This window comes from Chryseobacterium proteolyticum (genome assembly GCF_046591535.1).
In the GTDB taxonomy this organism is placed as follows: domain Bacteria; phylum Bacteroidota; class Bacteroidia; order Flavobacteriales; family Weeksellaceae; genus Chryseobacterium; species Chryseobacterium proteolyticum.
Map to the genome: position 1 here is coordinate 60,617 of NZ_JBJLWK010000004.1, position 11,554 is coordinate 72,170.

Below are 11,554 nucleotides of genomic sequence, written 5' to 3' on the forward strand. Positions count from 1 at the left end.
TTTTAGCGAATCTGCTAAAATTGATTAACAGAATTTTTAAGTAAAATTAATTACCGAAAGGGCTGAGAATGCCGCGAAATATCCTACAAAGGTAGTTAAAATATTTGAAGTTTATTATTTTACTTCCATACCTGCGCAATTAAGGTCTGTTAGCGATATTTTTAATCTGTGAAATGCACAGAAATAGGATCAATGAGTATCGGATGATCAGGGGACTTAATGTTTTATCTTCTTCCATTCCTGATTGAATCTTAGGTCGAATAAGGTTTTATAAAGAGTTGTTAATCCATAACTTCCAACTAAACCATAATCTTTAATCTTTTTGATCTTCCCGTTGTCATAGGTGATTGTTAAAGTTGACAACTGATCATCGGTCCAACTTACGGAATAATCATCTTTAAGCTCCGGAAAATTAATATAGCCAAGAATTGTTTCAATTTTTTGAAAATCCGATGCTTTTATTTGGGTTGTAAATTTTCCTTCACCTTTTTCAAAAGTTTTACGGGATTTCCTTTCTATTTTTTCAAAGGAATCATTACGGTTGATGAAATTGTAAGTCTTGGCAATAAATTGAGAGGTGCCGTTTTTACTCAATTCAAGCGTAAACACAGGACAGGTTCCAAAACAGGGCTCTGTTTCAAAAAATATTTTTTCAATAGTATATTTTTGAGGTTCCGGATTATACTCTACGAAATTATCAAATTTATAAGTCAGAATCTTATTGACGATTTTGTGGTAAAAATTGTATTTCTCAGAATTAAAATCTTCGGTAACTTCATCGTAGAAAACAGAGATATAATCTTTGCCATTTATGGTAGACAATTTCGGGATTACAAAATCAAAATGATTCAGAAGTAAACTCCTGGTCATATACTTATTGTCTATATCAAAAATAACCTTTACAACTGCACTACAACTGCCTCTGGATGATTGACAGCTGTTGTCATCCCCGATAAATAATAAATCCGTTTTTCCATTATGATCAAAGTCTCCTTTATAAAAACTTTTGTCAACACCCAGACTATCAGCAGTCCTTTTTATAAGGGGTGACAAATTATCATCTTCAAAGCTCCTGATCGTTTTTAACCTAAACTCAGATAAAAAATCATCTTTTGATTGTGAACATGACCGTATAAAATTGACAGCCTCAATGTCTGTTTTGAGGCTGTCAATTTTTGATAAAGTCTTACTGCTTTGTGAAAAACAAAATTGGTAAAATAAAACTAATATGAAGAACAGTGTTCTATCCATGTAGTTTTTTCCAGATAACATCCTTAAGTTCCGTAAGTCCTTCACCGGTTACACCCGAGAAGAATAGCGGCTGCCTGTTTTCAGGGAATTCTGCTGAAATTTCTTTTTTCAGTTCATCGTCCAGAAGGTCGGCTTTTGAAATGGAAATAATAAAGTCTTTATCCAATAATTCCGGATTGTATTCTTTAAGCTCATTTTCAAGAATTTTAAACTCCTGGAAATGATCTTCAGAATCTGCCGGAATAAGGAATAACAAAATTGAATTTCTCTCAATATGTCTTAGGAATCTATGGCCAAGGCCTTTTCCTTCAGCGGCTCCTTCTATAATCCCCGGAATATCAGCCATTACAAATGATTTGTAATTTCTGTAGTCTACGATTCCCAGGTTAGGCGTCAATGTTGTAAATGCGTAATTGGCAATTTTAGGTTTTGCCGCGGATACGGAAGCCAACAATGTTGATTTTCCGGCATTCGGGAAACCTACAAGCCCTACGTCAGCTAAAATTTTAAGCTCAAAAACCACATAACCTTCCTGTCCCTCCATTCCCGGCTGTGCATAACGTGGGGTCTGGTTCGTTGAAGATTTAAAGTGCTCGTTACCAAGTCCTCCTTTTCCTCCTTCCATCAGGATGATTTCCTGACCATCTTCTAAAATTTCACCGATGATTTCACCCTCTTCATTTTTGGCAATGGTTCCGATAGGTACCTCTATATAAACATCGGCACCATAAGCTCCTGTTAACTGATTTTTTCCTCCGTTTTCTCCACGCTCCGCTTTCACGTGACGGGTATAACGAAGTGGAAGTAAAGTCCATTCCTGAGCATTCCCCTTCATAATAACGTGGCCTCCACGACCTCCGTCTCCACCATCAGGGCCACCTTTGGGAATGTATTTTTCACGGCGAAGATGCGCAGAACCTGCACCTCCATGACCGCTTTTACAATGAATCTTTACGTAATCTACAAAATTTGACATAATTTTAATTCAAGGTTTAATGTGTAAGGTCCAAAGTTTAAACCTTGAATATTTAACTTTGAACCTTGAATCAAAAATTTATTTTTGAATTTTTTCTACTTCAGCAAACAATTTCTCAGAAATCTCATTGATCTCACCAACTCCGTTTACCTCTACATATTTTCCTTGTTGCTTATATAATTCAGCTACTTCAGCTGTTTTCGCATAATATTCTTTAATCCTGTTCTGGATGATTTCTTCGTTGCTGTCATCAGATCTTCCACTGGTTTCTCCTCTTTTCAGCAATCTTTCAACCAAAATTTTATCTTCAACGATTAATGAAAGACAAACATCAATCTCGTCATTCAGTTCCTCTTTAACGATTTTTTCCAAAGCCGCTGTCTGTACTGCTGTTCTTGGATATCCATCGAAAATAAACCCTGCCGCATCGGTTGGTTTTCTCAATTCGTCCACCAACATGTCGATTGTCACTTGGTCCGGAACCAATTCTCCCTTATCGATGTAAGATTTAGCTAATTTCCCAAGTTCCGTGTCATTCTTCATATTGAATCTGAATAGATCACCTGTAGAGATTTGCTTTAAGTTAAATTTTTCGATGAGATTCTGAGCTTGTGTTCCTTTTCCACTTCCTGGAGGCCCGAACAGAACAATGTTTATCATTTTTATTTAATTAGATATTTTAAGTTTAAATTTCAGGTTTTGAAATTAATGGTTGATTTTACCTTCTTCTAACTGATATAAATCCGAAAGATTTCTTCCCAATTCATCGTAATCTAATCCGTAACCCAGAACAAATTTATTTGGAATTTCCTTTCCAATATAATCCAGTTTAAAATCCTTCTTGTAAACCTCAGGTTTTAGTAAGAAAGAAGCCAGTTTTACAGATTTTGGTCGTTGTGTTTCTTTGAAATATTTGAAAAGGCTTTCAACAGTATTTCCTGTATCTACGATATCTTCAACCAGAATAATATGACGGTCCTTAACATCTTTCGTCAGCTCCATCTTCTGGTAAACAATTCCCGTAGATTCCGTTCCTACATAAGAACTCATCTGGATAAAAGCAATCTCACAGTTTCCCGGATAATGCTTTAAAAGATCTGAGAAGAACATGATAACTCCGTTCAAAACTCCTATGAAGACAGGAACTTCATCTTTGTAATCCTCATAAATTTTCAGCGCTGTCGCTTTTACTATTTCCTGAATTTCCGCGTCCTTTAGATAAGGAACAAAAGTTTTGTCGTGAACTTTAATGCTTTCCATAAAAAAATTTAGTAGTTGGCAAAGTTACGGATTTTTGATTTTTGATTAAAATGTTTTTATGTTTAATCTATTATTTGCATTATATTTGCATACACAAAACCTAAAAATACGCTCATGTAGGATATAATTTCTTTCAGATTTGATCAGATGATAATCCCCTTGGATTATTGATGTTTAACTTTAATTAGAAAGAAATCATGATTTTTCTACAAAATATATCCTATAGGTTTCCCAACAGAGACCTGCTTTTTAATCATATCAATGTAACGATCCCAACATCTTCAAAAACGGCTTTGGTCGGAAGTAATGGCATGGGAAAATCTACCCTGCTTAAAATTATAGCAAATGAAATCCAACCTTTGGAAGGGAACTTACATATTGAAGGAAATTTATATCACGTTCCGCAAATGTTTGGAAACTTTAATCATCTTACCATTGCAGAAAGCCTGAAAATTGACCAAAAACTAAATGCTTTACAGAAGATTAGTAGTGGCGAAGTAGACGACATTTATTTTGATATTCTCAACGATGATTGGGATATTGAAGATCGTTGCCAAATGGCTTTACAATACTGGCAGCTTGAGAACCTGGATTTAAATCAAAAACTACAGGGCCTGAGCGGAGGACAGAAGACAAAAGTCTTTCTTGCAGGTTTACAGATTCATCAGCCGGATATCATATTGCTGGATGAACCCACTAACCACCTCGATCTTGAAGGACGGAGTCTTTTATATGACTATATCGCGAAAACAAGTGCTACAATAGTTATTGTGAGTCACGACAGGACTTTATTAAATCTGGTTGATACGATTTACGAATTGAGCAATCAAGGCATTTCAACGTATGGTGGGAATTTTGATTTTTATGTTGAACAAAAGGAAATAGAGGAGGAGGCATTGCATCATGACATTCATGCCAAGGAGCGGGCTTTGAAAAAGGCAAAGGAAAAAGAAAGGGAGACCTTGGAAAGGAAACAAAAATTAGATGCCCGGGGAAAGAAAAAGCAGGAAAAATCAGGAGTTGCAAGAATTATGATGAATACCCTCCGGAATAATGCCGAAAAGAATACCTCCAAACTCAAGAATATTCACGCTGAAAAGATTAGTGATCTTTCCGCAGGACTTAGGGGATTGCGTTCATCTGTGAAAAATACAGAACAAATGAAAGTAAATTTCAACGATTCTGATCTTCACACAGGGAAAATTCTTGTGACAGCGGATGATATTAATTTCAGATATCATGAAAAACTCTTATGGACTAAAAATCTGGATCTCGAAATCAGAAGTGGAGATCGTATTTGTGTGAAAGGACCGAACGGCTCCGGAAAAACGACTTTAATTAAACTTTTAATTGGTGATTTGGACACTTCCATTGGAACTATTTCAAGAACTGATTTTAATAGTATTTATATTGATCAGGAATATTCGTTAATTGCTCAGGAAGCAACCATTTATGAATTTGCCCAAAGGTTTAATGATAATGCGTTACAGGAGTCCGAAGTAAAAACCATATTGTCCAGATTTTTATTTGGAAAAGAAACATGGGATAAAAAAGGAGAAATGTTAAGTGGAGGAGAGCGCCTTAGACTTTTATTGTGTGGGCTTTCCATCAGTAATAAGGCTCCCGATATCATTGTTCTCGATGAACCCACAAATAATCTGGATTTGCAAAATGTAGAGATTCTTACCAATTCCATTAAAGATTATAAGGGGACGTTATTAGTGATTTCTCATGATGAAATCTTCCTGGATGAGATTGGTATACAAAGTGAAATTGTGCTGGATTAATGCAGCGATAAGTATTTTAAGAATGATACTTTTTGAGTTGCGGAGATTTTAGGGTCGATAATATTTTGGAATAATCATTCCGAAGGAATCTAACTGTTAAATGTGAATAATGGCTTTGGAATCCTTCGGAATGATAATTTAGTACCTATTTTATTTCAATGTTCGGTAATTGATAATTTCCAACGACTTCTATTAATTTGGTAGAGTTATTTTTCAAATTATTGAAGAAATTTTCTATGTTTTCTTTATATCCCCTTTCACTAACGCCGAAAAGTAGGACTCCTTTACTTTTATTGTTTGAAATAAGTTTATAACGGTAAACATTTCTTTCTGCGATGAGTATTTCTTTCCCATCTTTCGAGTTCTCAGTAATGAGAAAATCTAAGATATATTCTTCGCCGTTTTCATAGATTTTATAATTGACGACCGGATTGGATTTTTTCAGGTTCTCAAGTTCAGTTACTTTTCGATTAATTACATCTTCAATTTTAAGAATTCCCTGAATATAATCGATCATAACTAATGTGCCGTATTTTTCGATTTTCTCATTTGGGCTTAGGTATTCTTGTTTGTAGTAATTCTGATTAGGATGAGAGCTCCAGATTAGATTATAGAATGTATTATCAATTTTAATAGGTCCGGGAATACTCAGATACTCATTAATTTTATTTTGTGCGTCTAAAGAAAGAGAAGAGTATAGAAACAGGATAATAAGAAGGAGTGATTTTTTAGACATGTTTGCTTTTAATTTTTGTGTTGTTATTGATGATCAAATATACAATAATCAAAATGCCTAAAATGAAAGAGTTATAAGGATATTTGTTACAAAAGTTTCTCAATCCACTTGTAAATATCATCCAGAACCTCTTTCCGGATTTCCTCATTCATAATTTCATGCCTCATTTCAGGATAGATACTGTAATCCACCTTAATGAATCCATCCTGTTTTAAATTATTTACTGTTTGCATAACTCCTTTTCCAAAATTCCCGATAGGATCGTTTTTTCCACTAACAAATAAAAAAGGGAAGGATTTGGAAATGGGATTTGCCCAGTTTCTTTTAGTTGCTTTTTTATACAGTTTGAATAATGCATAAAATGCATTGTTGGTAAAAGGAATTCCAGAAAGTTCATCCTGAGTAAAAGCATCTCTATTGGCTTCATTGAGGCTTAGCCAGCTTGTGTCGCCAAAATTTTTATCTTTTCTGAAATGGTTATTGTTTACAAAATTAAAAAGTGAATTGAAAAATGTTTTTTGTTTGGGTGCTATTTTATTGGCGATTGAAAAATAGGTATTCAAAAGACTGATACCCGCTAAAGTACCTCCGGTGCCAACGATGACAGCTCCTGTAAGCCGGTTGCTAATTCTTTGAAGAAGACACCGTGTAACAAAAGAACCCATCGAATGACCGAGGACAAAATGGGGGACATCAGGATATTGATCGCTCAAGTGATCACTCATCATTTCCGCATCATCGATCAATTTTTTATCCGGTCGGTTCAATTGAAAAAATCCGATATCTTTTTTTTCTTTCACTGATTTTCCATGTCCCAGATGATCGTAAGTGATTACAGCTAATCCGTGACCGGCAAAATATTCTGCTATTTCTTTATACCTTCCGCTATGTTCCTGCATTCCATGGATAATTAAAAGACTTGCCTTTATCTCATTCGTCTCAGGGGTAAATTCATTGTAAAAAAGTTTAAGCTGATCGCTGGTATTTTTAGACAAGTATCCTGTTTGATGTAATGTTCTCATATCATAAACTATCTTTATTATTCTCAAACGCTACTCAAATATACACATAAATAAAAGATTTTTGGTTTGATGATAGATCAATGATGTCGTAAAAATGCCTGTAATTCTATGATTTTAAACTAGAATGAAAATAAATTTTCCACATAATTTGCCCACCCTATTTTTTCAGAGTAATTTTGCATGAATCTAAAAACAATAGTAAAATATGTCAACTTACGTAGTTGTAGGTCTTCAGTACGGAGATGAAGGTAAAGGGAAAATCACGGATGTTTTATCCGCTAAATCGGATTATGTAGTACGTTTCCAGGGTGGAGACAATGCAGGTCATACGGTTTATGTGGGTGATGAAAAATTTGTTTTACACCTTCTTCCTTCAGGAGTTTTGCAGTGCAAAGGAAAATGCATCATTGCCAATGGAGTAGTGGTGAATCCTAAATCTTTCATCAAAGAAGTTAGCCAGATTGAGAGCAAAGGTTTAAGAACCGACCATATCTTTATCAGCAGAAGAGCGCATGTGATCATGCCTTACCACATTCTTTTGGATACTTACCGTGAAGAAGAGCATGGAGGAACTCAGATCGGGACCACTAAAAAAGGAATCGGACCTTGTTACGAAGATAAAATTGCAAGAGTTGGAATCAGAATGATAGATCTTCTGAATCCTGAGATTTTAAGAGAGAAAATAGAGAAAAACCTTAAAATTAAAAATTCTCTTTTTGAAAAATACTACGGAAAACCGACTTTAGACGTAGAAGAAATTTACAACGAATTTTTAGAGATAGGAAAACAGCTTCAGGACAGAATTGTAGATACAGAAGTTGAATTGAATGAAGCGATCAGAGATGGTAAAAACGTTCTTTTTGAAGGGGCTCAGGCATTGATGTTGGATATTGATTTCGGAACGTATCCATACGTTACTTCATCTTCTCCATCTACAGGAGGAGTTTGTACGGGAGCTGGTGTTCCGCCAACTTCACTTCAGAACCTTATTGGAGTTGCCAAAGCATACTGCACAAGGGTTGGAAACGGACCTTTCCCATCTGAATTGGATAACGAATTAGGAGAAAAAATCAGACAGATCGGTGGTGAATTCGGAGCGACTACCGGAAGACCAAGAAGAACCGGATGGTTGGATCTTGTTTCGTTGAAACATGCTTGTATGATCAATGGTATCAATAACCTTGTAATTACTAAACTTGACGTTCTTACAGGAATTGAAAACCTAAAAATTGTAACTCAGTATAAAACAGAAGATGGTAAAGTAATCGATTACTTCACTTCTTCTACAGAAAAATTATACAATTATGAGCCGATCTACCAGGATTTACCAGGATGGAGTGAAGATCTTACGAAGGTAAGAAGCTATGATGAACTTCCTGATAACGCTCAGAAATATATCGAATTTATCGAGCAGTATTTAGGAATCAATGTGTACTTGGTTTCTGTTGGACCGGAAAGAAGTCAGAACATTATCAGAAAAGAATTATTCTAATACTATAGAATATCATTTATAAAAAAAGAGACTGTCAGATGTGATGGTCTCTTTTTTTGTGATCCATAAGGCTTATTCTTGTCGCTGTGATGATTATTTGTGGTAAAATAATTTGTCACTCCATGTATTGTTGTTATATTTTGAATGTTAACTTAAATTATATATTGAAAAAAACTCCCACAGATTTCATCGATTAATCCGAATTTTTTTCTGTGAGAGTTTCAATTGCAGAACAAAGGGAACTTTTGAAATCAGTGTACTGCTTTTAACCATCTAATTCAAATATTTTGCATAAGCCTTAGCAAGCTTTTCATCGTATTTATTCTGCTTATAACCCGTACCATTATAGCCTTTTGCAAAATTGCCCCAGTTTTTATTTCTCAAATGAACCAAAAGTCCATTCTTTTCTAAAAACTTTCCAAAAGCTTTCAGGTGTTCTCCTTCATTGGTCTCCATTTTGGACACAAAATCATTAACATCGGTATAACCTAAATTTTTAGCATGGAATCCCATGATCTGAAAGCTTCCCCAGGATGCTGAAGATAATGCGGCGTCTTTAAATTTAACATCAGTCCCTAAACTTATAGCCTCATTTAATCGGTCATATTCTCTAACCCCACCCAGGTAATAGGTTCTGGTCCATTTAGGATAAAGAATGTCTTTACTTAACTCGTTGTAATAAGAGTTTGGATTAATTCCTCGCTTTTCGAGTTCATTCCAGAAAATATGCCCTTCAAAAAGAATCTTAGGTTTATTGTTGATTAAAAAACCTTTTCCACTGCTTTCAATTTCATTAACGGCTTTTACAGCTGCTAATTCAAGATCGTACTGATCAGCAAACGAGATAAGGTCACTTTCTTTAAGGAATTTATCCGTTGAGATAATCGGATTAGAATTTTTCTGCAATAATACTGCCCATGTTTTTATTCCGACAATTCCGTCTATTACTAAAGCATTTTTGCTTTGGAAATCTTTAACTGCCGCATCTACTTCCAGGCTGAAAGAATCTGAAATTTTAATAGGATATCCCAACTTATAAAGAAGCTCACATAATGCGAGAACTTCAGGCGCTTTCGTATTGTATTTTAAGAGTTTCATGGTGTTTTTTTTTGTTTATTAAAAGATTAAACTATTTTTGTGTAGGGTTCGTCCATATATTTACGAAAGTTAGCTAACGGGAATCTTTGGCATCTTCTCACAAATCATTCCCATCAAGAAAAATGACTTGAATTTAACTTCCTCTCTCTGAAGTTTGTATTCTAAATTAATAGGAGTTGTACTTGTTACACTGAAGTTTTGGTTCAAAACTGAGTAATCATCTATTCTCAGCTCAATACTGTATTCGCCTAATGCGATAACCTGATTGACAATTCCTGCTTCGTTTGTTTCTATTTCATAAATTCTGCTGTTGTTGGTTCCTTTAATGGAGATTGAACATTTATAAACAGGATCGTTATTGATTTTATCCAGGACCCTGAATTGTATATTCGCTCCTGATGATGGAACCTGGATAGGGTATTTTATGGGGACAAAGATTCCTGTATTTCTAATGGGGATTACAGGTTTTACTGGTGGAGCCGGAGTTATGGGTTGTGGTGTTGAAACGGGAGTAACCGGTCTTACATTCCTTACACTATTGAGAACATTCATATTAATTCTGTTGAATGCAGGGATCGGATGTACTTTGGCTGTTTCCGCAACAGGTTCAGATTCAGGTTTTGTTATGAATTCTGTGGCAGTAATCTTTGAGTTTTCATAAAGGGCTGTTTTTCTGGTTAAGTTGCTGAGCTGGTCGGATTTAATGGTTTTTACATTTGTAATGGCCTTTAAGAACTTTTGATTATTGTTTTTATTGACAAAGAGCTGCTGCTTCATGATCAGAGGACCAAAATAAATAAGTTGATCGGGGTTGTTGATTGCATCATTTGTAATTGAAGGATCTAAAATTATTTTCAGATTCTTTATTAAAATCATGGTCTTTGGAAAAGCGGGTAGTTTAAAATCACTGGAAATTGTTTGTCCGTCCGATATTTTTTTTTGGCTCATTCCATTCAAATAGTTGCGAAAGCATAAAGTTTTTGCTGAACCAGTTTCTTTTTAAATGCACAAAAGAATAATCCAGTTCAACTGCTTGAATAACGCCCTCGTCATAGTCAATCGAAAGAATTTCTGAAGGGAGGTTTTCGTGGGAGTTTTTTGCTTCCGTATATAAGGTTTCGAGTTCCTGTTTTTCAATTCTTATATTGTTCCATCCTGATTCATTTTCCATGAAATCATAAGGGATAAAATTAATATCATGAATAGAAGCATTAGTGATTACGTCTGTTTTTTCAGCAACTTCAAAGGTGTTTTTAGCATTTTGGGCCATTGCGAGATAGACATCTGCATCAGAAGCTTTGTTGATTCTTGTCAATTCCTTATCGATGTTATCTTTATTTCCTTTTATTTTCCAATCTGAAAAGGCGATCTCTTTTGTTCCGTTTAAATGAGTAAGCTGGTCATTCCAATTGTTTCTTTCCTCATCGCTGTCCAGATCGTCAAAAAGCTCGAGATGAGCTGTGATCTTATCAATTACCTGTTCATGAGCCAGTCTGTATTTTTTGTAAGCTTTAAATTCTTTAGTGTCATTCTTTTTAGCATCGAAAAGGATGGAACTTTCAATTGCCAGTGTCTTATCAAGGCTTTCTTCAAGATTTTTTAAATTGTTTTTATCTAGAATATCACGATAAATGTCAAACAGGGAATTGTTAGGATTCAGGTCCCAGAACTGAGAAGATATAGGAACTGAATTAAGTTCGTAGGCCATATTCTGCTTTTTAATAATAGAAAGGGCTTTTTTCTGATCATCGTTGAGCTGGTTTTGTGGCTTTAAAAGCTCAAGTTCTTCATTTTCATATACCCTGAGGGAAGGACATATCATGGGAAGGTCATTTTCCATCGAGCTTTGGGATAGATAAGTGTTTTTAAGTTTCTGGTAGACGGCAATAAAATATTTCATGGCATTAGTTTTTGTTTTGTAAATAACCGACA

The 11,554-nt window shown here is 35.0% G+C and carries 11 protein-coding genes; 2 read left to right on the forward strand and 9 right to left on the reverse strand.

The genetic code is table 11. The features are described 5' to 3' along the window. Nucleotides 1-216: 216 nt before the first annotated feature. From ACJ5H0_RS16010 to ACJ5H0_RS16025, 4 genes are all read right to left on the reverse strand, one after another. Complete coding sequence (locus ACJ5H0_RS16010; protein ID WP_411250472.1) at nucleotides 217-1,251, reverse strand: DUF6438 domain-containing protein; 1,035 nt, start codon at nucleotides 1,249-1,251, stop codon at nucleotides 217-219. Beyond that, nucleotides 1,244-2,227: a GTPase ObgE gene (gene obgE / locus ACJ5H0_RS16015; protein ID WP_172276611.1), complete on the reverse strand. Its 984-nt coding sequence runs from the start codon at nucleotides 2,225-2,227 to the stop codon at nucleotides 1,244-1,246. Before obgE ends, ACJ5H0_RS16010 begins: the two co-directional genes overlap by 8 nt. A gap of 78 nt (nucleotides 2,228-2,305) precedes the next feature. Continuing rightward, nucleotides 2,306-2,887 carry an adenylate kinase gene (locus ACJ5H0_RS16020; protein ID WP_172276614.1) on the reverse strand — a complete coding sequence of 194 codons (582 nt, stop codon included), beginning with the start codon at nucleotides 2,885-2,887 and terminating at the stop codon, nucleotides 2,306-2,308. A gap of 45 nt (nucleotides 2,888-2,932) precedes the next feature. Then, nucleotides 2,933-3,487: a phosphoribosyltransferase gene (locus tag ACJ5H0_RS16025; protein WP_172276617.1), complete on the reverse strand. Its 555-nt coding sequence runs from the start codon at nucleotides 3,485-3,487 to the stop codon at nucleotides 2,933-2,935. Nucleotides 3,488-3,684: 197 nt separating this feature from the next. Between ACJ5H0_RS16025 and ACJ5H0_RS16030 the strand changes: the two genes are divergently transcribed. Continuing rightward, nucleotides 3,685-5,274, forward strand: coding sequence for an ABC-F family ATP-binding cassette domain-containing protein (locus ACJ5H0_RS16030; protein WP_411250475.1), 1,590 nt, complete (start codon nucleotides 3,685-3,687; stop codon nucleotides 5,272-5,274). 145 nt (nucleotides 5,275-5,419) lie between these two features. On the opposite strand, the gene ACJ5H0_RS16035 is transcribed toward ACJ5H0_RS16030, so the two are convergent. Both ACJ5H0_RS16035 and ACJ5H0_RS16040 read right to left on the reverse strand, forming a co-directional pair. Further along, the gene (locus ACJ5H0_RS16035) at nucleotides 5,420-6,010 is read right to left on the reverse strand and encodes a hypothetical protein (protein ID WP_411250477.1); all 591 of its coding nucleotides are present in this window, start codon (nucleotides 6,008-6,010) and stop codon (nucleotides 5,420-5,422) included. Between the two features lie 86 nt (nucleotides 6,011-6,096). Further along, nucleotides 6,097-7,032: an alpha/beta fold hydrolase gene (locus tag ACJ5H0_RS16040; protein ID WP_411250479.1), complete on the reverse strand. Its 936-nt coding sequence runs from the start codon at nucleotides 7,030-7,032 to the stop codon at nucleotides 6,097-6,099. Nucleotides 7,033-7,237: 205 nt separating this feature from the next. Between ACJ5H0_RS16040 and ACJ5H0_RS16045 the strand changes: the two genes are divergently transcribed. Then, the gene (locus ACJ5H0_RS16045; RefSeq protein WP_172276629.1) at nucleotides 7,238-8,524 is read left to right on the forward strand and encodes an adenylosuccinate synthase; all 1,287 of its coding nucleotides are present in this window, start codon (nucleotides 7,238-7,240) and stop codon (nucleotides 8,522-8,524) included. A gap of 273 nt (nucleotides 8,525-8,797) precedes the next feature. Here the strand turns inward: ACJ5H0_RS16045 and ACJ5H0_RS16050 are convergent, their stop codons facing one another. From ACJ5H0_RS16050 to ACJ5H0_RS16060, 3 genes are all read right to left on the reverse strand, one after another. After that, a complete protein-coding gene (locus tag ACJ5H0_RS16050) occupies nucleotides 8,798-9,622 on the reverse strand; it encodes an N-acetylmuramidase domain-containing protein (RefSeq protein ID WP_411250482.1) in 825 nt (274 codons plus the stop codon). A 69-nt stretch (nucleotides 9,623-9,691) separates the two neighbouring features. Next, complete coding sequence (locus tag ACJ5H0_RS16055; protein ID WP_411250484.1) at nucleotides 9,692-10,570, reverse strand: hypothetical protein; 879 nt, start codon at nucleotides 10,568-10,570, stop codon at nucleotides 9,692-9,694. Next, nucleotides 10,527-11,522, reverse strand: a complete 996-nt coding sequence (locus tag ACJ5H0_RS16060) for a hypothetical protein (RefSeq protein WP_411250485.1) — start codon at nucleotides 11,520-11,522, stop codon at nucleotides 10,527-10,529. The genes ACJ5H0_RS16055 and ACJ5H0_RS16060 overlap by 44 nt, the downstream gene beginning before the upstream one ends. Nucleotides 11,523-11,554: the final 32 nt, after the last annotated feature.

Coding starts and splice junctions, on each gene's coding strand:
- ACJ5H0_RS16010 (WP_411250472.1), bottom strand. CDS start 1,251: ATGGATAGAACACTGTTCTTCATATTAGTTTTATTTTACCAATTTTGT.
- obgE (WP_172276611.1), bottom strand. CDS start 2,227: ATGTCAAATTTTGTAGATTACGTAAAGATTCATTGTAAAAGCGGTCAT.
- ACJ5H0_RS16020 (WP_172276614.1), bottom strand. CDS start 2,887: ATGATAAACATTGTTCTGTTCGGGCCTCCAGGAAGTGGAAAAGGAACA.
- ACJ5H0_RS16025 (WP_172276617.1), bottom strand. CDS start 3,487: ATGGAAAGCATTAAAGTTCACGACAAAACTTTTGTTCCTTATCTAAAG.
- ACJ5H0_RS16030 (WP_411250475.1), top strand. CDS start 3,685: ATGATTTTTCTACAAAATATATCCTATAGGTTTCCCAACAGAGACCTG.
- ACJ5H0_RS16035 (WP_411250477.1), bottom strand. CDS start 6,010: ATGTCTAAAAAATCACTCCTTCTTATTATCCTGTTTCTATACTCTTCT.
- ACJ5H0_RS16040 (WP_411250479.1), bottom strand. CDS start 7,032: ATGAGAACATTACATCAAACAGGATACTTGTCTAAAAATACCAGCGAT.
- ACJ5H0_RS16045 (WP_172276629.1), top strand. CDS start 7,238: ATGTCAACTTACGTAGTTGTAGGTCTTCAGTACGGAGATGAAGGTAAA.
- ACJ5H0_RS16050 (WP_411250482.1), bottom strand. CDS start 9,622: ATGAAACTCTTAAAATACAATACGAAAGCGCCTGAAGTTCTCGCATTA.
- ACJ5H0_RS16055 (WP_411250484.1), bottom strand. CDS start 10,570: ATGAGCCAAAAAAAAATATCGGACGGACAAACAATTTCCAGTGATTTT.
- ACJ5H0_RS16060 (WP_411250485.1), bottom strand. CDS start 11,522: ATGAAATATTTTATTGCCGTCTACCAGAAACTTAAAAACACTTATCTA.